The 20,641-nt window shown below is 70.5% G+C and carries 20 protein-coding genes and 2 pseudogenes; 11 read left to right on the top strand and 11 right to left on the bottom strand.

Annotation, left to right across the window (positions count from 1 at the left end):
- Positions 1-84 precede the first annotated feature (84 nt).
- Positions 85-270, bottom strand: a pseudogene (locus BJF85_RS31535) (peroxidase family protein); the annotation flags it as partial.
- A gap of 324 nt (positions 271-594) precedes the next feature.
- Complete coding sequence (locus BJF85_RS17915; RefSeq protein ID WP_075849194.1) at positions 595-1,023, bottom strand: Fur family transcriptional regulator; 429 nt, start codon at positions 1,021-1,023, stop codon at positions 595-597.
- A 189-nt stretch (positions 1,024-1,212) separates the two neighbouring features.
- On the opposite strand from BJF85_RS17915, the gene BJF85_RS17910 reads away from it, so the two are divergent.
- The 6 genes from BJF85_RS17910 to BJF85_RS17885 all read left to right on the top strand — a co-directional run bounded on the left by BJF85_RS17910 (position 1,213) and on the right by BJF85_RS17885 (position 6,870).
- The gene (locus BJF85_RS17910) at positions 1,213-2,232 is read left to right on the top strand and encodes an iron-siderophore ABC transporter substrate-binding protein (protein WP_075849192.1); all 1,020 of its coding nucleotides are present in this window, start codon (positions 1,213-1,215) and stop codon (positions 2,230-2,232) included.
- 13 nt (positions 2,233-2,245) lie between these two features.
- Entirely contained in the window at positions 2,246-3,283 is a 1,038-nt protein-coding gene (locus BJF85_RS17905) for an iron ABC transporter permease (protein ID WP_222844577.1), read from the top strand.
- Positions 3,280-4,353, top strand: coding sequence for an iron chelate uptake ABC transporter family permease subunit (locus BJF85_RS17900; RefSeq protein ID WP_083666512.1), 1,074 nt, complete (start codon positions 3,280-3,282; stop codon positions 4,351-4,353). Before BJF85_RS17905 ends, BJF85_RS17900 begins: the two co-directional genes overlap by 4 nt.
- 18 nt (positions 4,354-4,371) lie before the next feature.
- The gene (locus tag BJF85_RS31530; protein WP_075849188.1) at positions 4,372-5,832 is read left to right on the top strand and encodes an MSMEG_1061 family FMN-dependent PPOX-type flavoprotein; all 1,461 of its coding nucleotides are present in this window, start codon (positions 4,372-4,374) and stop codon (positions 5,830-5,832) included.
- Between the two features lie 210 nt (positions 5,833-6,042).
- A complete protein-coding gene (locus tag BJF85_RS17890; protein ID WP_075849186.1) occupies positions 6,043-6,372 on the top strand; it encodes a hypothetical protein in 330 nt (109 codons plus the stop codon).
- 72 nt (positions 6,373-6,444) lie between these two features.
- Entirely contained in the window at positions 6,445-6,870 is a 426-nt protein-coding gene (locus BJF85_RS17885; RefSeq protein ID WP_075849184.1) for an HIT family protein, read from the top strand.
- 92 nt (positions 6,871-6,962) lie between these two features.
- On the opposite strand, the gene BJF85_RS17880 is transcribed toward BJF85_RS17885, so the two are convergent.
- From BJF85_RS17880 to BJF85_RS17845, 9 genes and pseudogenes are all read right to left on the bottom strand, one after another.
- Positions 6,963-7,841, bottom strand: a complete 879-nt coding sequence (locus BJF85_RS17880) for an ABC transporter permease (RefSeq protein WP_075849182.1) — start codon at positions 7,839-7,841, stop codon at positions 6,963-6,965.
- Positions 7,822-8,619 (bottom strand): ABC transporter ATP-binding protein, encoded by a 798-nt coding sequence (locus BJF85_RS17875; protein ID WP_075849180.1) that lies wholly within the window; start codon positions 8,617-8,619, stop codon positions 7,822-7,824. Before BJF85_RS17875 ends, BJF85_RS17880 begins: the two co-directional genes overlap by 20 nt.
- A gap of 27 nt (positions 8,620-8,646) precedes the next feature.
- Complete coding sequence (locus BJF85_RS17870) at positions 8,647-9,705, bottom strand: ABC transporter substrate-binding protein (protein WP_369822210.1); 1,059 nt, start codon at positions 9,703-9,705, stop codon at positions 8,647-8,649.
- A 355-nt stretch (positions 9,706-10,060) separates the two neighbouring features.
- Positions 10,061-10,999, bottom strand: coding sequence for a dioxygenase (locus tag BJF85_RS17865; protein ID WP_075849177.1), 939 nt, complete (start codon positions 10,997-10,999; stop codon positions 10,061-10,063).
- A gap of 83 nt (positions 11,000-11,082) precedes the next feature.
- Positions 11,083-12,168 (bottom strand): maleylacetate reductase, encoded by a 1,086-nt coding sequence (locus BJF85_RS17860; protein WP_075849175.1) that lies wholly within the window; start codon positions 12,166-12,168, stop codon positions 11,083-11,085.
- Positions 12,165-12,680, bottom strand: coding sequence for a hypothetical protein (locus BJF85_RS31525; RefSeq protein ID WP_369822212.1), 516 nt, complete (start codon positions 12,678-12,680; stop codon positions 12,165-12,167). Before BJF85_RS31525 ends, BJF85_RS17860 begins: the two co-directional genes overlap by 4 nt.
- A gap of 207 nt (positions 12,681-12,887) precedes the next feature.
- Positions 12,888-13,975: pseudogene (locus tag BJF85_RS31520) on the bottom strand (FAD-dependent oxidoreductase); the annotation flags it as partial.
- Between the two features lie 118 nt (positions 13,976-14,093).
- Positions 14,094-15,038 (bottom strand): helix-turn-helix domain-containing protein, encoded by a 945-nt coding sequence (locus BJF85_RS17850; protein WP_083666516.1) that lies wholly within the window; start codon positions 15,036-15,038, stop codon positions 14,094-14,096.
- Between the two features lie 5 nt (positions 15,039-15,043).
- Positions 15,044-16,021 (bottom strand): helix-turn-helix domain-containing protein, encoded by a 978-nt coding sequence (locus BJF85_RS17845; protein WP_075849205.1) that lies wholly within the window; start codon positions 16,019-16,021, stop codon positions 15,044-15,046.
- Between the two features lie 163 nt (positions 16,022-16,184).
- Between BJF85_RS17845 and BJF85_RS17840 the strand changes: the two genes are divergently transcribed.
- The 5 genes from BJF85_RS17840 to BJF85_RS17825 all read left to right on the top strand — a co-directional run bounded on the left by BJF85_RS17840 (position 16,185) and on the right by BJF85_RS17825 (position 20,058).
- Positions 16,185-16,895, top strand: coding sequence for a VOC family protein (locus BJF85_RS17840; protein ID WP_255375718.1), 711 nt, complete (start codon positions 16,185-16,187; stop codon positions 16,893-16,895).
- Positions 16,892-17,137 carry a hypothetical protein gene (locus tag BJF85_RS30340; protein WP_369822209.1) on the top strand — a complete coding sequence of 82 codons (246 nt, stop codon included), beginning with the start codon at positions 16,892-16,894 and terminating at the stop codon, positions 17,135-17,137. The genes BJF85_RS17840 and BJF85_RS30340 overlap by 4 nt, the downstream gene beginning before the upstream one ends.
- A gap of 10 nt (positions 17,138-17,147) precedes the next feature.
- Complete coding sequence (locus BJF85_RS17835) at positions 17,148-18,131, top strand: alpha/beta fold hydrolase (protein WP_075849173.1); 984 nt, start codon at positions 17,148-17,150, stop codon at positions 18,129-18,131.
- 9 nt (positions 18,132-18,140) lie between these two features.
- The gene (locus BJF85_RS17830; protein WP_075849171.1) at positions 18,141-19,322 is read left to right on the top strand and encodes an acyl-CoA dehydrogenase family protein; all 1,182 of its coding nucleotides are present in this window, start codon (positions 18,141-18,143) and stop codon (positions 19,320-19,322) included.
- Positions 19,323-19,440: 118 nt separating this feature from the next.
- A complete protein-coding gene (locus BJF85_RS17825; RefSeq protein WP_075849169.1) occupies positions 19,441-20,058 on the top strand; it encodes an alpha/beta hydrolase in 618 nt (205 codons plus the stop codon).
- Positions 20,059-20,641: the final 583 nt, after the last annotated feature.

The raw sequence follows: 20,641 nt of genomic DNA, 5'->3' as shown, positions 1-20,641 counted from the left end.
GTCCGGCTCCCACGTGTCGGCGCGGCCACCGGCGAAGCCGAAGGTCTTGAAGCCCATCGTCTCGAGCGCCACGTTGCCCGTGAGGATCATGAGGTCGGCCCACGAGAGGGCGTTGCCGTACTTCTTCTTGACCGGCCAGACGAGGCGGCGGGCCTTGTCGAGGCTGACGTTGTCCGGCCAGCTGTTCAGCGGCGCGAAGCGCTGCTGGCCGCCGCCGGCGCCACCGCGGCCGTCGGTGACGCGGTAGGTGCCCGCGCTGTGCCAGGCCATGCGGATCATCAGCGGGCCGTAGTGGCCGAAGTCAGCCGGCCACCAGTCCTGCGAGGTGGTGAGGATGTCGGCGATGTCCTTCTTGACCTCGGCGAGGTCGAGCGAGGCGAACGCCGACGGGTAGTCGAAGTCCGGGTCCATCGGGTCGGTCGCCGGCTGGTTCTTCGCCAGGATCTTCAGGTTGAGCCGGTTCGGCCACCAGACCGAGTTGCTCACACCCTGGGTGGGGTGCGGCATCCCGCCACCGTGGGCGACCGGGCAACCGCCCGCGGCCGCTTCGTTGCTCTCAGACAATGGAAATCCCTTCGGGTGGTTCAGGGTTGCTCAGGAACTCACTGCGGAACAGCCGGGGCACAGGCCCCAGTAGATGATCTCGGCCTCGTCGATGACGAAACCGTTGTCGTCGGAGGCCGCCAGGCAGGGTGCCTCACCGACGGCGCAGTCGACGTCGGCGATGGCCCCGCACGAACGGCACACGACGTGGTGGTGGTTGTCCGCGACCCGCGTCTCGTAACGCGCGACCGATCCCATCGGCTGGATACGCCGGACCAGGCCGGAGGCCGTCAACGCACGCAGCACGTCGTACACAGCTTGATGGGAGACGTCACCGAGTTCCCCGCGGACGAGACCGATGATCGAATCGGTGTCGGCGTGCGGGTGGTCGTGCACCACGGACAGCACTGCCACCCGCGGGCGGGTGACGCGCAGGGACGCCCCGCGCAGCAGCTGCTCGAAGTCCGTGGCTGTGGGCACGGCACGGAGTCTGCCGCAAAATCTTGAATCAATCAAGATTCGAGACGGAACAGATGACCCTATCGGGCGATTACCGGCGGTGACGGTCATCGGAGTGACCCTCCGCACGTCACCTGCAGTTCCACTCGGCACAGGAGCGAAGTTAGGGTAGGCACAGTTAACGACTGTCCCCCGGAAGGCCTAACTCCCATGCGCTCTGCCGGTTCCGTGCGGGCACTGCTCGCCGTGTTGATCACCGGTGCCCTCGTGGCACTGACCGGCTGCACCACGACCGGTGACGAGGCCGCCGACTCGGGTGGACAGAACCTCAACCCCTCGGCCGACGCGAGCCGGTTCCCCGTCACGATCCCGACCAAGTTCGGCGACGTGACCGTCGAGGAGCCGCCGCAACGCGTCGTGGCGCTCGGCTGGACCGATGCCGAGGTGGCCATGGCCCTCGACGTCCAGCCCGTCGGCGTCGCCGACTGGCTGGAGGTGGGCGAGGACGGCCTCGGTCCGTGGTCGCAGCAGTCCTACGACCAGGCACCCGAGAAACTGGGCACGCTCGAGGTCAACATGGAGAAGGTCGCCGCGCTCAACCCCGACCTGATCCTCGACACCCGTTCCAGCGGCGAGAAGGCGCGCCACGACAAGCTCCGCGAGATCGGCGTTCCCGTGGTCAGCCTGCCCGAGGGCGCCGACGACTACCTCACCACGTGGCAGCAGCAGCTCGACATGATCGGCACCGCGCTCGGCAGGCAGGACAAGGCGCAGCAGCTGCGCGAGGACCTCGACGCCAAGTTCGACCGCGTCGCCGACGAGCACCCGGAGTTCGAGGGCAAGGAGATGGTGCTGGCCTCGCGCCTGCCGGACGCGTGGGGCGCCTACCTCGACGGCGACGGCCGCGTCGAGTTCATGGAGCGCCTCGGATTCGTCAACTCCCCCGCCGTGCAGCGTCAGCCGGGCGGCCAGGGATTCACCGTGCCGATCTCCGACGAACGCCTCGACCTGCTCGACGCCGATCTGACGGCCGTGTTCCTCATCGGCGCCAACCCCGAGGACGTCACCGGCGACCCGCTGTACCAGGCGATCCCGTCGGTCGAGAAGGGCAACGACCTGGTGCTCGGCGACCAGGACATCTCGTTGGCGTTCTCCAGCAACTCGGTCGTCGGACTGTCGTGGGCGCTCGACGAGGTCGTCCCGCAGCTCGCCGACACCCTCGGCGACTGACCCCGTGACCGGGTTGCATGCGCGAGCACCGGCCGCGGGCAGGGCGAGGACCCGCGGCCCGGCGGCCGTGACGTGGGGTCTGGTCCTCGGACTCGGCCTCGCGGCCGCCGTGGGGCTCAGCCTCGCGGTCGGGACGAAGGGCATTCCCCTCGCGACCGTGCTCGACGCCCTCACGGCGTTCGACCCCGGCAACACCGAACACCTGATCGTCAGCGAACGCCGCGTGCCGCGCACGCTCGCCGGACTGCTCGTCGGTGCCGCGTTGGGACTGGCCGGCGCGCTGATCCAGGGCCTCACGCGGAATCCGCTCGCCGACCCCGGCATCTTCGGCGTCAACGCCGGTGCCGCGCTCTTCGTGGTGCTGGGGATCGCCGTGTTCGGCGTGAGCAGCCTGGCCGGGTACGTGTGGTTCGGTTTCCTCGGCGCGGCCGCGGCGTCCGTCGTCGTCTACACGATCGGCTCGATGGGTCGCGGCGGCGCGTCCCCACTGAAGCTGGCGCTCACCGGTGCGGCGTTGACGGCGGCGCTGACCTCGCTGATCAGTGCCGTGCTGCTCACCGACCCGGCCGTGCACGACCGGTTCCGGTTCTGGCAGGTCGGCACTCTGGCCGGGCGTGATCTGGAGATCGTCGGCCAGGCGCTGCCGTTCCTGGTCGTCGGCATCGTCGGGGCGCTGCTGCTCGGCAAGGTCCTCAACGGCCTGTCCCTCGGCGACGACGTGGCACGGGCGTTCGGCCGGAACACCACGACCGACCGCGTGCTGTGCGGCGCGGCGGTCGTCGTCCTCGCCGGTGCGGCGACCGCGCTCGCCGGGCCGATCACCTTCCTCGGTCTCGCCGTGCCGCATCTGGCGCGCATGCTCGCCGGACCGGACTACCGGCGGATCCTGCCGCTCTCATTGCTCATCGGGCCGGTGTTGCTGCTGCTGGCGGACGTGCTCGGCCGCGTCGTCGCCCGGCCCGGCGAGGTGCAGGCCGGGGTCGTCACCGCGCTGCTCGGCGCGCCCGTGCTCGTCCTGCTCGTGCGGCGCAGGAAGCCGGCCTCGCTATGACCTCCACGACCGCGCGCCCGACTCCTCCGACGTCCGGGCCCTCCGATGTCGAGCGGGTCGCGCGCGCCCGCCGCGGCGAACGCCGACGTGCCGCGACCGTGACCACCGGGCTGGCTGCGGCACTCGTCGCGGTGCTGCTGGTGTCGCTGTCGGTGGGCGATTTCCAGATCGGGATTCCGGACATCCTCGCCGCGTTCGCCGGCGACAGTCTGCCGCGCATCGACTACGTCCTGTTCGGACTCCGGCTCCCCCGCGCCGTCACCGGCCTGCTGGTGGGTGTCGCGTTCGGACTCGCGGGCGCGCTGTTCCAACGCCTGCTGCGCAATCCGCTCGCCTCCCCCGACGTGCTCGGCATCTCCGCGGGAGCCAGCGCCGCCGCGGTGCTGTCCATCGTGGTGTTCGGCGCCGGCGGCTTCGCCGTGTCGGCGGGCGCGTTCACCGGCTCGATCGCGGCGGCGGCGTTGATCTACGTGCTCGCCTGGCAACAGGGCATCAACGGCTACCGGCTCGTGCTGATCGGCATCGGCATCAACGCGGCGCTGCTGAGCGTCGTGTCGTTCCTCATGACGCGCGCCAACATCACCGACGCCGAACAGGCGCTGCTGTGGCGCACGGGCAGCCTGTACGAGAGCGGTTGGGACCGCGTCGTGCCCCTCGCCGGATCGCTCGCACTGCTCGTGCCGCTCGCGCTGCTCCTCGCGCGGGCGCTGCCGACCCTGCAGCTCGGCGACGACTCGGCGCGTGGACTGGGCCTCGGCGTCGAACGGTCCCGGATCGCGTTGCTGCTCGCGGCCACCGGCCTGATCGGCGTCGGCACGGCGGCCGCGGGGCCGATCGCGTTCGTGGCGTTCCTGTCCGGCCCGATCGCGGCCCGGCTCGTCGGCGGGGCACGGCCCGGAGTGGTACCCGCCGCGCTCGTCGGCGCGCTCGTGGTGTTGTGTTCGGACCTGGCCGGTCAACATCTGTTCGGCGCGCAGCAGTTCCCCGTCGGCGTCGTCACCGGCGCCGTCGGCGCGCCGTACCTGCTGTGGCTGCTGGCCAGGAACAACCGCGCCGGGCGCGGCGGGTAGCGAGGAAAGGGGCAGGGCATGCGGGGCACGTCCACCGTGCACACCGAGGACATCACGCTCGGCTACGGCGAACGCACGGTCGTCGACGGACTGTCGGTGACCGTGCCGCCCGGCGGGTTCACCGTCATCGTGGGCCCCAACGCGTGCGGCAAGTCGACGCTGCTGCGCGGCATGGCCCGGCTGCTGCGGCCCTCGTCCGGCGCGGCCTATCTGGACGGCAAGAGCATCCACACGCTGCCGAGCCGCGACGTCGCGGTGAAGCTGGGCGTGCTGCCCCAGTCGCCGACGGCTCCCGAGGGCATCACGGTGACCGACCTCGTGGGCCGTGGCCGCAGCCCCCACCAGGGGTGGTTCGGACGCTGGTCGGACGCCGACGAACAGGCCGTGGCCGACGCGATGCGCGCGACCGACACGCTCGACCTCGCCGAGCGCTCCGTCGACGAGCTGTCCGGCGGGCAGCGGCAACGGGTGTGGATCGCCATGGCACTCGCGCAGCGCACCGGGGTGCTGCTGCTCGACGAGCCGACGACGTTCCTCGACGTCACGCACCAGGTCGAGGTGTTGGACCTGCTGGCCGATCTCAACCGCGCCGAGGGCACGACCATCGTGGCCGTGCTGCACGACCTCAACCTCGCGACCCGCTATGCCGACCATCTGGTGGTGCTGTCCGAGGGCACGCTCGTCGCCGAGGGCGCGCCGCGCGCGGTCGTCACCGAGGACCTGGTGCGGGACGTGTTCGCCATGCCCTGCCGGGTGATCGACGACCCCGTGTCGCACACCCCGCTCGTCGTGCCGATCGGCCGGAACCGGGTCGCCGATGCCGCGGATGCCGCGGATGCCGCGGAGTCGCCGGCCTCCGGTTCCGGGACCGGGTCGGCTGCGGGGGCGGCGGGGTCCGCCGGCAATGCTGTCGTGGCGTCGGAGGCGGAGCTGCGGGAGGTGGTCGAGGAGCCGGTCGAGGTGATCAGCGACAAGGCCGCGCCCGCGCTCGACGCCGAGACGCGGCGGTTCCTCGAGGCGTCCCCGCTGTTCCTGCTGGCGTCGGGCTCGCGCGAGGGCACCGTGGAGGTGTCGCCGCGGGGCGACGAGGGCGCCGGGGCGCTCGTGCTCGACGAGCGGACCATCGCGTTCGCCGACCGGCCGGGCAACCGGCGGGTCGACAGCATGCGGAACATGCTGCGCAACCCGCATGTCGGGATGCTGTTCCTCGTGCCGGGCACCGACCACACGGTGCGCGTCAACGGAACGGCCGCCATCGTCCGCGATCCCGAGGTGCTCGAACGGTTCGCGGTGAAAGGGACCCCGCCGGAGCTGGCCGTCGTCGTCACGGTGCGCGAGGTGTTCGTCCACTGTGGACGTGCGTTCGCGCGGTCGAAGCTGTGGGACCCCGCCACCTGGCCGTCGCCGGAGGGCCTCCCCACCACCGGCGCCCTCCTGAAGGCCCACGCCGCCACCCGAGACGCCCACCGCACGCCGTAACGTCGCCGTGTCAGCACCCCACGTCGCCGTGTCAGCATCCTGCGTCGCCGTGTCAGCATCCTGCGTCGCCGTGTCAGCAGTTCCCGGCGCCGTGTTGGCATCCCACGTCACGCGGTACCACGCGGATTGCACCTCATCGCCACGGTGCCGCGCGACGGTGGTGTCGTCCGCCCGCTCCAGGGCCGACGACACAGGAGAAGGGGTTCATCCATGTTCGCGAAGACCGCACTGACCGTCGCCTCCGCAGCGCTGATCGCCGGTGTCTCGGCCGGTACGGCTGCCGCCACTCCCGAACCGCAATCCACCACGGCCGGTGACACGGCGGCGGCCCAGTGCATGGCCAGGTGGCACGGCGAGTCCAGCAACCTCCACCAGCGTGTCCACCTGACGGTGACCGGCTGCGGCAACGTCGACGGTGTCCTGGCCAGGATGGACCTGAGCAACGGCATGTCGACCGACTGCAAGCCGATGAACGCCGACGGCTACGTGTTCTTCGACGTTCCGTCCTTCGTGGACGCCACGGCGATGCACTGGTGCTGACCGGCGGGATCCGTGGAGCGCATGCGCGTTGCCTGCGCTCCGCGGATCCGTGGCCCGCTACAGTCGGGCGGCATGAATGAGCAGTGCGTGTTCTGCGGGATCGTCGCCGGTACGGCGCCCGGGGTGACCGTGGCCGAGGACGACACGACGCAGGCCTTCATGGACATCAACCCCGCGACGCCGGGGCACGTGCTGGTGGTGCCGAAGCAGCACAGCCGCGACCTGCTGGACATCCCCGCCGACGATCTGTCGGCGACGACCCGCACGGCGCAACGCGTCGCGCGGGCCCTGGTCGACGAGCTCGGCGCCGACGGGGTGAACCTGCTGAACTGCTGCGGCGCCGACGCCTGGCAGACGGTGTTCCACTTCCACCTGCACGTGACCCCGCGCTACCGCGATGCCCGGGACCAGCTGACCCTGCCGTGGACACCGGGCGTGGCCGCCGACGCGCAGGAGCTACGCGACGTCGGCGGCCGCCTGGCCACGGCCCTGTCCTGACCCAGCCGCTCCTGACAACACCACACCGCGGAATGCCAACACGGCGACGCGAACTGCTGACACGGCGACGCCAGGTGCTGACACGGCCGCGGTCAGACGCCTGAGGTCAGGCCTCTGGCGTGCAGGACCGAGCGTTCGAGTGGCCGGAAGACGAGCAGGTCGATACCGACACCCACGATCAGGATGAGGAAGATCGCGGCGAGCACCTTGGGCATGTCGTTGAAGTCCTGCCCGTGACTCAGGTACGCGCCGAGTCCCACGCCCAGCTGCGGGGAGATCGCGATCAGCTCGGCGGCCATGAGCGAGCGCCACGAGAACGCCCAACCCTGCTTCAGACCCGCGAGGTACCCGGGCAGCGCGGCGGGCAGCAGGATGAACCGGGCGGATTGGAGCCGGCCCGCGCCCATCACCTTGCCCGCGCGCGGCAGCATCGGCGGCACCTGGTCGATGCCGGCGACGAGGCCGTTGGCGATCGACGGCACCGAGCCGAGCAGCACGACGAAGTAGATCGCGGCGTCGTTGATGCCGAACCACAGGATCGCGGCCGGCACCCACGCGACCGACGGCAGGCTCTGCAGGCCGATCAGCAGCGGTCCGATCGCGGCGCGCACGAACCACACGCGCGCGACGAGCAGCCCCAGCGGCGTGCCGATCGCGACGCCGGCGAGGAAGCCGAGCACGGCGCGGTGGATGGAGGTCCACACGACCTCGAGCAGTTCACCGCTGCTGGCGGTGGTCCAGAACTCGCCCCACACGTCGAGCGGGGCGGGCAGTTTGAACTCGGGCCACATCGCACTGGCCCACAGCACCTGCCACACGGCGATGACGATGCCGATCGTCACCAGCGGCGGCAGCAGGCTCTTGGACAGCCGTTTCCACAGCGGCGGCCGTTTGACCGCCGTGGGCGCGTCGAGTGCGTCGAGGCCCGCGCTGACTGCGGCGAGATCGTTGTCAGGCGGACTTGCGGGCATGTGTGCTGATCACCTCGCGCAGCTTCGCGTTGATCTCGTCGACGAGTTCGGGGTTGTGGCCGTCGGTGGTGTTGGTCCATTCGCGCACGACGCGGCCGGGGCGCGAGGACAGCAGCACGATGCGCCGGCCGAGCCGCACCGCCTCGCGCACGTCGTGGGTCACGAACAGCACCGACGACTGCAGGGCCGCGTGGATCCGCAGCAGTTCGCCCTGCATGACGTCCTTGGTCATGGCGTCCAGCGCCGCGAACGGCTCGTCCATGAGCAGCAGCGACGGACGGTCCTCACCGTCGGTGCGGTGGGTGCTGGCCAGCGAGCGGGCCAACGCGACGCGCTGGCGCATACCACCGGACAGCTCGTGCGGACGCTTGCGTTCCTGGCCCTCGAGGCGGACGAGCTGCAGCAGCTCGGAGGCCTTCTCCTTGCGGCCCGTGCGCGGGAAACCGGCCAGCCGCAGGGCAAGTTCGACGTTGCGGCCCGCGGTCAGCCACGGCATCAGCGCCGGGTCCTGGAACATCACGGCGGGCCGCGTGGTGTTGCGGGTGACCGTGCCGGTGGTCGGTGCGTCGAGGTCGGCGACGAGGTTCAGCATCGTCGACTTGCCGCACCCGGAGGCGCCGAGCAGGCAGACGAACTCGCCCGGCGCGACGGTCAGGTCCACGTTCTCGAGTGCGGTGACGGCGTCCCGGCCGTGGCCGAAGACCTTGGCCACGCCCGACAGTTGCACGGCGACGTCGGTCGAGGTCGCCAGCTCCGGCTGATCCAGTGTCACGCTCATCGGCTTCTCCCTGTCGGTCGTGGGGCGCTACTCGGCTTGCAGTCCGGCTGCCTCGACGGGCGGTTCGTCCGCCTGTTCCTGCAGTTCGTTGAGCAGCCGCAGGTCGAGGAATCCGTGCAGGTCGACGGCCTCGTCGACCACGCCGGCGGTCACGGAGTCGTGGGCCAGTTGCTCGTAGGTCGACGAGATGGGGTCGGCGGTCAGCTCGAGGTTCTCGAACGCGCGGTCCAGCACCGGGCCGGGCAGGTCGCTGCCGGTGACGTTGCGGATTCCCTCGTCGACGACGTCCTTGGCCTCGTCGGCGTTGTCGCGTCCCCAGTTCGCCGCGTCGAGCGAGCCCTTGACCATGGCGCGCACGGTCTCCGGGTGCTGCTGGAGGAACTCGGTGCGCACGAGCATCACGGTCGTCGGGAACTTCCCGTCGGGCCAGAGGTCCTCCTCGTCGACGAGCACCTCGGCGTCGGCGTCCTCGACGAGCCGCGAGGACCACGGCTCGGGCAGCCAGCCGCCGTCGACCTCGCCGCCGCGGAAGGCGTCGAACGTCTGCGGGTTGTCGAGGTTGGCGACGTTCACCTCGCCGGTGAGGCCTTCCTCGTCGAGCCACTTCTTGAGGGCGACGTCCTGGGTGTTGCCCAGGGACGGCGTGGCGATCGTCTTGCCCTTGAGGTCCTCGGGCTCGGTGATCTCGGGGTCGACGACGAGCTGCGCGCCGCCCGCGACGGCACCGGAGACGACCTGGATCCGCCCCTCGGACTTGGTGAACGCGTTGATGGCGGGGGCCGAACCGATGTAGCCGATGTCGAGCGATCCGCCCAGCAGCGCGTTCACCTCCTCGGTGCCGGAGTTGAACGTCTGGCTCGTCAGTTGCGTGTCGCCGAGTTCGTCCTCGAAGTGCCCGCGCTCGAGGCCGATGATCGCGGGCGCGTGCGTGACGTTGGGGAAGTATCCGAGGCGGACCTCGTCGGCGGGGCCCTGGTCCTCGAGTTCGGTGGCGGTGTTCTCGTCGGCGCGCGTGCATCCGGTCGCCACGAGGCAGGCCGCGAGCCCGACCGCTGCCGCGGACAGAAGACGGCGTTTCTTCGACAAGCTCAACTTCTCCAGCCTTCCGATGGGGACGGTGACAGCAAGGGCAGCCGCATCGGCCCCACAGCGACGATGCCGGAGACGGAAAGCGGCCAGGCGACGAGCGTCGCATTTATTTTAGCCGTTTTCCACAATCATCCGAGCCCTGGGAAGCGACTTGACCTGCGGCTTCGCATGCAGTAATCGAGAGAATTCCCCACCAGCGAGAAGCGAGCTGGGATTACTTCTATTTTCTCAGCCAGAAACAAAAGATCGGTGCCGGAAAGCTGTCGCCGGACGGCCGAGGAGGGCATTCACCACTGGGTGAGGTTCTGTGAATTGGGACACCGGATCGGCGCCCGCCCACCCGGTGCCGCGCTCAGCCGTCGGTGGCGGCCGGGGCGAGCACGATGTCGAACTGCACCCGCGCCCAGGAGCGCTCGCCCAGATCGCGCCCGTCGGGCGTGGGCGTGCCCGCGGGCTGCTGGACGAACCGCTGCACCAGCGAGTCCTTGACGCCGAACACGGCGTCGCCGACGGCGAGCTGCTCGTCGCCCTCGACGAAGATGTGCGTGACGAGCGTGCGCAGGTTCTCGGCCGTGACCATGAAGTGCAGGTGGGCGGCGCGCATCGGCGACCGTCCCGCGGCCTCCAGAAGCCTGCCGACCGGGCCGTCGTGCGGGATCGGGTACGGCGTGGGCGTCACGCACCAGAAGCGGAACGTCCCGTCCTCGCCCGAGAACAGGTGTCCCCGGCCGGCCACGCGGCCGTCGTCGTACTGCACGTCGTAGCGGCCGTCGTCGTCGGCCTCCCACACCTCGATCCGCGCACCGGGCACGGGCGTGCCGTCGAGGTCGCGGACCGTGCCCTCGACCCAGCACGGCTGTCCGGCCGCACCTCCCGCGAGGTCGCCGCCGGGTTCGATCAGCGGCGCGTCCTCCACGAAGAACGGCCCGAACACGGTCGCCTCGGTCGCCCCGCCCCGCGGCCCGTCCTGGACCGGGTTGTTCACGGCGATGGTCTGCATGGACGCGCCGAGCACGTCGGACAGCAGGATGAACTCCTGGCGCCGGTCGTCGGTGATGTGGCCGACGGCGGTCAGGAAGTCGATGGCCTGCTTCCACTCGTCCTCGGTGAGCCGCACGTCGCGGATGAAGGCGTGCAGGTGCCGGGTCAGCGATTCGAGCACCGTGCGCAGCCGCACGTCCTGCGCCCCGGCGAACGAGGCGGCAACCTCGTCGACCAGTCGCTGCTCGATCCGCTGCTGTTCGATCCCCTGCTGGTCGGCGCCGGTGGTGGGCTCGTCGGTGGTGCTCATGGCGGGGCGGTCCTCTCGGCTCACAGCGGAATTCGGGTCGGCGCTGTTCGGGTCGGCGCGTTCAGGTAACGGTCTCGTTCGGGTCAGGGTCGCAGGCTCGTCGGGTCCCGGCCTGCCCACGCGGCGGTGAGCAGCGCAGTCAGGTCGGCCTCGCTCACCGGGCGCGGGTTGCCGGCCGGCACGACGGGCAGGACCAGTCCGGCGGCCTCGGCGATCACGTCCTCGGCGAGACCGGCCTCCCGCAACGCGTGCGATGCACCGAGCTCGTCGTACAACGCGAGCAACCCGGCCACCGCGCCGTCGGCATCGGCAGCGCCGCCGAACGCAGTGGCGATCCGCATGGCCGCGTCCGTCGCATGTGGACCGTTGAACGCCAGGACGTACGGCAGCACCGCGGTGTGGGTCGCGGCGTGCGGCAGGTCGTAGGCGCCGCCGAGGACGTGGCAGATCTTGTGGTGCAGCCCGGATCCGGCGGAGGCGAACGCGACGGCGGCCAGGTACGCGCCGTACAGCATCCGTTCGCGCCCGTCGACGCCGGCGGGGTCCTGCCCGACCGCGCGGAGTCCGGCGGCGAGCGCGCGGATCCCCTCCACGGCGAGCGCCTGGTCGATCGGGTCGGTGCGCGGTGCCCACATCGAGTCCACGCAGTGGGCGAGGGCGTTGCAGCCGGAGGTCACCGACAGTTCGACGGGTAGGGACAGCGTGAGTTCGGCGTCGTAGACGACGGTGGCGGGCAGCACCCGGTCGTCGCTGCCGGTGGTCTTGCGCGCGTGCTCGGTCAGGCCCCACACGTTGGTCGCCTCGGAGCCGGCGTAGGTGGTGGGCACGGCGACGATCGGCAGGCCGCTGGTCAGCGCGATCGCCTTCGCCAGGCCCGTCGTCGACCCGCCGCCGACGCTGAGCAGCAGGTCGGCACCGGTCTCGACGGCCTGTTCGCGCGCACGGTGGGCGTTGTCGACGGGCACGTGCGGGCGCACGTCGGCGCACCGCGCGGCGACGTCGATGTCCGCGGTCGCGCGGCGGGCCGGTTCGTCCTCGGCCTCGGCGGCCACGAGCAACACCCGCCGCGCGTCGAACAGGGCCACCTCGGCCGCGACGTTCTCGGCGACCTTCCCCGTGCCGAAACGCACCCGCTGGCCGAGCGTGACGTGGTCGAACTCCCAGCTCATGCGCCCTCGTTCCGGCTCAGCACGTGCCGGAGGACGCCGGCGAGTTCCCGCTCGGGATCGTCGACGAGATGCTCGCTGCGCCAGGCGATGTGCTTGTCGGGCCGCACGAGCACGGCGCCGTCCTCGGCGACGCCGCACAGCTCGGCCCAGTCGAAGTACAGGTCGGTGACCTCGCGGCCTGGGCCGATGACGACGGGTTCGACGCGCACGCCGAGGTCCTCGGCCGCCTTCTGCGCCGCGGCGACCCACGGTTCGCCGGTGATGCCGGTCAGCAGCGTGAATCCGTCGTAGCCCGCGAGGTCGTGGGTCGAGAGCTTGCGTGCGGCGTCGCCCACCCACGCGTGCGGCAGGCGCACGCCGGGATACGTCGACGGTTCGTAGAACAACTCCGGATCGCGGGTCGGCGCGGGCCGCGGTGTCCCGTCGCCGACGACGGCGGTCGAGGCCGCCGGGTCGTACCACTGCCCCAGTTCGACACCGTGGGCGTTGAACTCGTAGTTCTTCAGTTCCATCGCCTCGCGCACCGCGGCGCGGGTGGTCGCGCCCTCGGCCGTGGCGTCCTTGCGCTGTTCGATGCGCGCGAGCATCTCCTCCGGGGTCTCGGCGTCGTCCAGGCCGAGCGCGGTGAACAGGGCACCGAACTCGCGGGCCGACCGGTTGGCGCGCGTGACGATCTGCTTCGCGACGGGTGCGCGTTCGGCGGTGTAGGTCTCGAGCAGTTCGGTCCCTGCCCGGCCGTCGAGGACGGCGGCCAGTTTCCACGCCAGGTTGTACGAGTCCTGAATGGATGTGTTGGACCCGAGTCCGTTGCTCGGCGGATGCTTGTGCACGGCGTCGCCCGCGCAGAACACGCGTCCGCTCTGCAACCGGGTCGCGTACTGCTCGTTGTTGCCCCACAACGAGATTCCGGTGATCTCGACGTCGAGGTCGGGGTCGCCGACGAGGTTGCGCACGATCCGCCGCGCATCCTGTTCGGTCACCTCGGGGGCGCCCTGCTCGATGTCGAAGCCCCACACGATGAGCCATTCGTTCCACGGCCGCACCATGCGCACGAGGCCGGCGCCGATGCCGCCGACGTCGGCGCCCGGCTGGATGACCCAGTACAGCACCGAGGGTCGGTGGTCGCACAGCGCGGCCAGGTCGGCGGTGAAGGTGATGTTCATCGATCCGGCGATGTCCATCTGCCCCTCGTAGGGCAGGTCGAGGTCGGCGGCGACCTTCGAGCGCGCACCGTCGGCGCGATCAGGTACTTCGCGCGGATCGTGTACTCCGAGCCGGAGAACCGGTCGAGCACGCGCACGTCCACACCGTCCGCGTCCTGGGCGTGGCCGAGGTACTCGGTGCTGAAGCGGGTCTGGGTGCCGCGCATCGTCGCGTTGCGCACGAGGATCGGTTCGAGGTAGGTCTGCGGGATGTCGCAGTTCAGCGACGGCGAGGCGAGCTCGTAGTCGGCGTGCCGGGCGGGATGGTTGCCCCAGGTGAGGATGCGGCCGATCTCCTCCCCTGCGATGGCGGTGCAGAACACCGTGTCGCCGATGAGGTGATGCGGGGTGGCGTCGGCGAGGACCTGCTCCTCGATGCCGAGGTCGCGGAAGATCTCCATGGTCCGCTGGTTCGTGATGTGCGCCCGCGGCGTGTTCGCGGTCCACCGGTACTTGGTGATCATCGTGTTCGACACGCCCAGCGTGGACAGGAACAGGGCCGCCGACGCGCCTGCCGGGCCCGAGCCCACGATGAGCACGTCCGTCTCGACCACCGCGGTGGCCGGCGGCGCGGTGTCGGCGAGTCCGTCGTTGAAGGTCACCATGGTTTCCGCCTCGTCTGTTCCTCCGGCCCCGTCGCCGGAACTGCCCGCGAGCGTGTCAGCTCGCCGCCTCGCTCGGCGGTCTCGCGGCGAGGATGGCGGAAATGAGCAAAAGCCCTCGTCAGTCCGCCGACGCGCGGCGGTCGCGGGAGGGTGTGGTGCCGAACCGCGCCCGGTAGCTGCGGGAGAAATGCGCCTGGGAGGCGAATCCGTGCCGGCCGGCGACCTCCGCGAGCGGCGTGCCCGCGTGCGTGGGGTCGGCGAGCATGCGCCGCGCGGCGTCGAGCCGGGCCGACTGCACGGCCTGCGGCACGCTCTGCCCGGCCGCGGCAAACAGCCGCGACAACTGACGCTCCGAGATGCCGACGGCACGGGCGATGCCGCCGGCCGACAGGCCGGGGTCGGCGAGCCGGGCCGTGATGAACGCATGCGCCGCGGCCAGATGCCCGGCGTCCGGGGAGCTGCGGCCGAGCACCGCGGGCAGCAGTTCGAGGATCGTCGCCTCCACCGTCTCCCAGCCGGTCGGACCGCGGAAGGCGTCGGCGACCGCAGCGGCGAGGGCGCGGGCGTGCGCGGCCCCGGCCTCCGTGGAGCCTGCCCCGAGGTCGACGGTCCGCGGCCGGGCGAGGCCGCCGTGTCCGGTTGCGTCCCGCAGCACGGCGCGCGGCGCCTTGAGCACGAGTTCCGTGAGACCGTCTGAGAACCCGCGACGGAACGGCTGATCCGCATCGCATACGAGCAGCTGCCCCGGCCCCAGGACCGCGTCGCCGGCGCGATGCTCGAACCGCCCGTGCCCGGCCAGTGCGACGTAGACGACGACACCGTCGGCCGGGGCCGTCGCGATCTGCCGCGGACCCCGGTCGACGACGTGCGGGGATCCGGTCACCCGCGCCAACTGCAGGCGCGGCAGCGCGAGGTTGACCTCGACCCCGGAGAACGGCCGGTCCCCGATCGGACTGGCCGTGAGCCCGACCAGTGAACGGGCGTTGTGCTCCTCCCAGGCGGCGAGCCTGCGCGGTTCGGCGACGTCGCTCGTGCGGAACCGGGTCAGTCCGGGCGCGTCCACCGGCATCACCGCGGCTCGGCGAGCATCTGCCTGCGGAACTCCGCCGGCGCCAGCCCGATCTCGCGTTTGAAGACCTGTCCGAAATGCGAGGCGTCGGCGAATCCCCACCGCGCCCCGATCGCCGACGCCGGCACGTCGGCCAGGGCGGGGTCGGCCAGATCGAACCGGCAGCGTTCGACGCGGCGTTGGCGGATGTAGCGCGCGACCGTCGTCCCGGTCCCCTCGAACAGCGCGTGCAGGGTCCGCGGCGACAGGAAGTGCGCCGCCGCGATGTGTCCGGGACTGAGCCCGGTGTCGGCCAGGTGGGCGTCGATGTGGTCGAGGATACGACCGAGGAGCTCCTCGTCGGTCGGCTGCGCGGGCACGTGCCGGCCCAACTGCCCGAGCAGCATGGAGCTGACGAGCGTCAACAGAGAACGCACCGTGGGATAGCCGTGCGCGCCGAGCGATTCGAGGTTGCGGTTGACGCCGAGGATGGCGGTCCACACGGCGTCGGGCATGCCCGGTTCGCACGTCAACGGGCGGGCGGTGAGGTCGTCGAGCGGATCGTCGCGGCGCGAGGCGATCGCGTTCTTCGGGAATCGGATGCACGTCGAGCGGTAGTCCTTGCCGACGGTGAGCGTCGCGGGACGGCCCGAGTCGTAGAGCGCGAACTGGCCCGCGCGCAACCGTGCGACCCGCCCGTCCTGCGCGATCCGGATGTCGCCGCTGAGCTGCAACGTGAGCACGTAGTAGCCGGCGTCGTCGGCGGAGATGACGTGGTGATCGCGGTAGGCGGCGTGCGGCTGCGAGGTCATGTCGATGAAGCTGACGCCGTGCAGCCCCCGGTCGCGGACCGTGCCGCGGAACCGCTCGGGCCGGTCGCAGTCGAACTCGAAACGCATCACGCTGCGCCGCACCGCGTCGATCCAGGACGGGAACGCGATGGGGTTCGGCGAGGGCCCCGGAACGGCGAATCGTTCGGTGAGCGACGTAAATGACATCGTTGTCATCTCCACGGGTGCGGGCGCGTCGTGCCAGCAACGGTACCCAGCGGCGCGCTCTCGCGACAGCCCTCTGCGCCCTGGCACCAGACACCGCGGGGTCGCCGTTCCTACATTCGCCTCATCGGATCTCGCACCAGCTCTCAACGATGAGGAGTCCGTCATGACGTACGTGCTGGGGTCACATCACGTGACACTGTCGGTGGCCGACGCGCAGGAGGACGTCGACTTCCACGTCAAGGTCCTCGGGATGCGCTTCATCAAGCGCACCGTCCTGTTCGACGGCTCGGTGCCGATCTACCACCTCTACTACGCCAACGCCGCGGGCGATCCCTCCAGCGTCGTGACGACCTTCCCGTGGGCGCAGGCCGGGTTCTTCGGCACACGCGGTACCAACCAGGCCCGCGAGGTGCTGCTGTCGGTACCGGAGGGTTCGCTCGACTTCTGGCACACCAGGCTCACCGGACACGACATCGATGTCGCGAACGTCGAACGGTTCGGCAGGCGCAGGCTCGCGTTCCGCCACCCGTCGGGCATCGAGTACGTCATGGTCGGCAACGACGGCGACGACCGCATCGGACATCCCGGGTACGGCGTTCCGCAGGAACACGCGATCCACGGTATCCACGGTGTCGGCGTGCACATGACCACGCCGGACCGGATGGTCGAGTTCGCAGGCGAGTCGTTCTTCGCCCAGGAGGGCCTGGCCGAGGAAGGCTCGGTCGTCGGTCTGCAGCTGGGCGAGGCCAAGCACGGCAACCACCTCGAGATCACGGTCAACCGCACCGACGACCAGGGCACGTGGGGCTACGCGCGGGCACCTACCACCACTTCGCCTGGAACCTGGACACCCTCGACAACCAGGACTCGGTGAAGTTCGACATCGAGGGCCGCGGCTACACCGACATCTCCGAGCTCAAGGACCGCAAGTACTTCAAGAGCGTCTACGTGCGCACGCCGAGCGGTGCGCTGTTCGAGTTGGCGGTCACCCACGCCGACGGCGGGTGGACCTGCGACGAGTCGCCGCACGAGCTCGGCACCCGGTTCCAGTTGCCCGAGCAGTTCGAGCACCTCCGCGAGGAGCTGCTGGGCCGCCTCGAGCCGATCGACATCTGAGGCGGACGCGATGACAGCACCGCACGAGGCGGGCGGCTACGAGGTGACCGTCCGCCGTGGACAGTTCTGGATTCCCGGCGAGCGCGTGGCCGCCGAGCACGGCACGGTGCAGCGCGGCCCGATGTTCGTGCAGTGGGAGGCCCCGGTGGGCGAGGTCCGCCCGGTGCCGCTCGTGCTGGTGCACGGCGGCGGTGGGCAGGGCACCGACTGGACCGGCACCCCCGACGGCAGGCCGGGTTGGGCGACCCGGTTCGTCGAGGCCGGGTTCGCCGTCTACGTCGTCGACCGATGTGGACACGGGCGTTCGCCGTATCACCCGGACGTCATCTCCCCGATGGGCGCGCAGTTCCCCTACGAGGCCGCGCAGGCGCTGTTCCTGCCGGAGGAGTCGCGCGCCGGCCAGACACAGTGGACGTTCGACCGGGAGCTCGGCTCCGCCGACGTCGACCAGCTGGTCGCACCGATGGGACCGCTGCCCGCGGATCTCGCCGAATCGCAACGCCTCGACGCCGACCGGCTCGCCCGGCTGCTCGACGTCATCGGCGACGCCGTGCTCGTGACGCACTCGGCGGGCGGTCCCGTCGGCTGGCTGACGGCGAACGCACGACCCGACCGCGTCGCGGGCATCGTCGCGGTCGAACCCATCGGCCCCGCCTTCGCCGAGTTCCCCGGACTCGGCGAGCTCACGTGGGGCCTGACCAGCGCGGAGATCACGTGCGACCCTCCCGCCGAACACCCCGCGCAGGTGCCGGGACGCACGATCCCCGGCCTCACCGGGACACCGGTCACCGTCGTCACGGGCGGGGCGTCGGCGTTCGCCGGATTCGCCCCGCAGGTCGTCGACTTCCTGGCCGACGCGGGCGCGCAGGCGCAGCTCATGCACCTGCCCGACGTCGGCATCACCGGCAACGGGCACGCACTGATCTTCGAGGCCAACTCCGACGAGATCGCCGGCCGGGTCATCGATTGGATTCTCAACACGCTGAGCAAGTGAGGGATCGACATGACGAACCGATTGCACGTCAGCGACGAGTTCGACGCGCTCATGCAGCGCCTCGAGGACATCACGCCGGTGTTGCAGGACACCGCCGACCTGGGTGAGGAACTCGGTCGGGTGCCCGACGAGGCCGCGAAGGCGCTCGCCGAGACCGGCGCGCTCAAGGTCGGCATCCCGCACGAACTGGGCGGTTACGAGTTCTCGCCGCGTCAGGTGATCGACACGATCGCCAAGATCACCTACGCCGACGCCTCCGTGGGGTGGGCGTTCATGGCGCTGCAGATGGTCACCGGCACCACCGCCGCCTACCTCGGACCGGAGGCGGTGGCCGACCTCTACCCGGACGTCGACGGCGGCGACCACGCCGTCATCGCCGGTCAGGGCACCAAACTCGGCACCGCCGTCAAGGTCGACGGCGGCTACCGGATCAGCGGGCACTGGCACTTCGCGTCCGGCATCTCGATGGCCAGCCACATCCACACCGCCGCGCTGTGCGAGGAGACCGGCGAGGCGCTCGTGTTCACGCTGCCGAAGGACCAAGCCACGCTCGTCGACAACTGGGACGTCATGGGCCTGCGCGCCACCGCCAGCCACGACTACGTGTGCGAGGACCTTTTCGTCCCGGACAGCCACATCTACCAGATCGCGACCACCGACACCCTGCACGGCGGCACGATCTACCGCATGGGCCTGGCCAACATGTCCGGCATCTGCCACACCGGCTGGGCGCTCGGCGTCGGCCGACGCATGCTCGACGAGATGCAGGCCCTCGCCGCCAAGAAGACCGGCACCCCCGGCGCCGCCGTCGACACCCAGCAGTTCTACGCCGAGTACGCCCGTGCCGAGGCCGCGTTGCGGGCCGCGCGGGCATGGGCGATGGAGGTATGGGAGTCCAACGAGGCCACATTGGACGCCGGCGAGGTGCTCGACACCGAGCAGGAGACGTTGACGCGCCTGATGCTCAACAACACGACGTGGCAGGTGCACGCCCTGGGGCAGACGGTCTACAAGTGGGCCGGCACGGCAGCGCTGCGCAGTGGTGCGTTGCAGCGGTTCTTCCGCGATCTGCACGCCGGCACCCAGCACGTCACCTCCGGACCCGTGGTGCTCCAGCATTGCGGCAAGTGGCTCAGCGGCCTCGCCCCCGACGCGCACTGGGTCTTCCTGGAGTTGCAGGAGGCCGCGTGAACGAGAATCGCGGAGCGTGCGGAGCGGCGTTCACGAAGGCCGACCGGGTTGGGCCCCCGCTGTGGCATGCTTTTTCGCCGCAGCAGGGGAGGGTGCCCCGCAAGACACAGGAGGCCGCGTGAACGCAGCACCGCACGAATGGGGTGTCGCGCGGGAACAGGCCCGGGTCGCCGTGCTCACCGTCCACGGACGCGGGCAGGATCCTGCGTTCATGCAGGACGTGGCCGGCCGATTCGGGACCGTTCCCGCGCGCTTCTACGCCCCCGAGGCCGACGGCAACACGTGGTACCCGCTGTCGTTCCTCGAACCGGCCGACCGCAACGAACCCGCGCTCGACCGTGCGCTGCAGACCATGGAAACGACGTGGGACAGCGTGCTGGACGCCGGATTCGACGCCGATCGCATCGTGCTGTGGGGCTTCTCCCAGGGCGCCTGCCTGCTTTCCCACTGGGCGCTCACCGCGCCCCGACGCGTCGCCGGGATCGTGCTGTTCACCGGCGGCTACATCGGCGACACCGCTCCCCCGGCACCCGCCGACCGCCCCCTGCACGGCGTACCCACCGTCATGCGCAGCATCGAACGCGACCCCTGGGTGCCACGCCACCGCGTCGACGACACCGCCGAGCTGCTCCGCCACGCCGGCGCCCACGTCGACCTCCGCATCGACCCCGGCGACGAACACATCATCACCGACGAAGCCTGCACAGCCGCGGGAACACTGTTGCGCGGGGTGTGAGCCCGGGCGGGGTGAGCGCGGTGCCGGTCGGCCACCGTGTCAGCAATCCGCGTCGCCGTGTTGGCGTTCTGCGTCGCTGTGTTGGCAGTTGGCGTCGCCGTGTCAGCAGTTGGCGTCGCCGTGTTGTTGCTTTGGGGTGACGATGCCTCGCCGGCGGGCAGGTCTCCGGGATGTTGGGCGGCTTTGCCGCCGGGGGAAGTGTCATCCCGTCGACCGCGGCTTTTGGGGTATCACACTGCAGTCAGGGCGCAAGGGTTTGTTTCTTGGTTCGATGTTTTGTTACTTTGCGTGGTAGTTGTTCATCATCCTTGTGGGTGGTGAATGTCGATCAGTTGTTCGGTATAGTGGTTGCGTGAGAGATGTTGAGGGGATTGTTGACGAGGCTCGGTCGGTTCTTGCTTTGCGGGCTCGGGCTGATGCTGCTGAGGTGTCGTTTCTTGCTTCGCTCGACTCCGGGACGTCGTCGGATTCGGTGGAGCGGCGGTCGTTGGCTGAGGCGTTGGCGCCTGAGCTTCGGCTGTCGCCGCAGGGGGTTTTGGATCGGATTCATACCGCTTTGGCGTTGACTTATCGGATGCCTCGG

This window comes from Saccharomonospora sp. CUA-673 (genome assembly GCF_001942305.1).
Taxonomy (GTDB): Bacteria; Actinomycetota; Actinomycetes; order Mycobacteriales; family Pseudonocardiaceae; genus Prauserella.
This window is presented reverse-complemented; position numbering and strand designations above follow the sequence as displayed.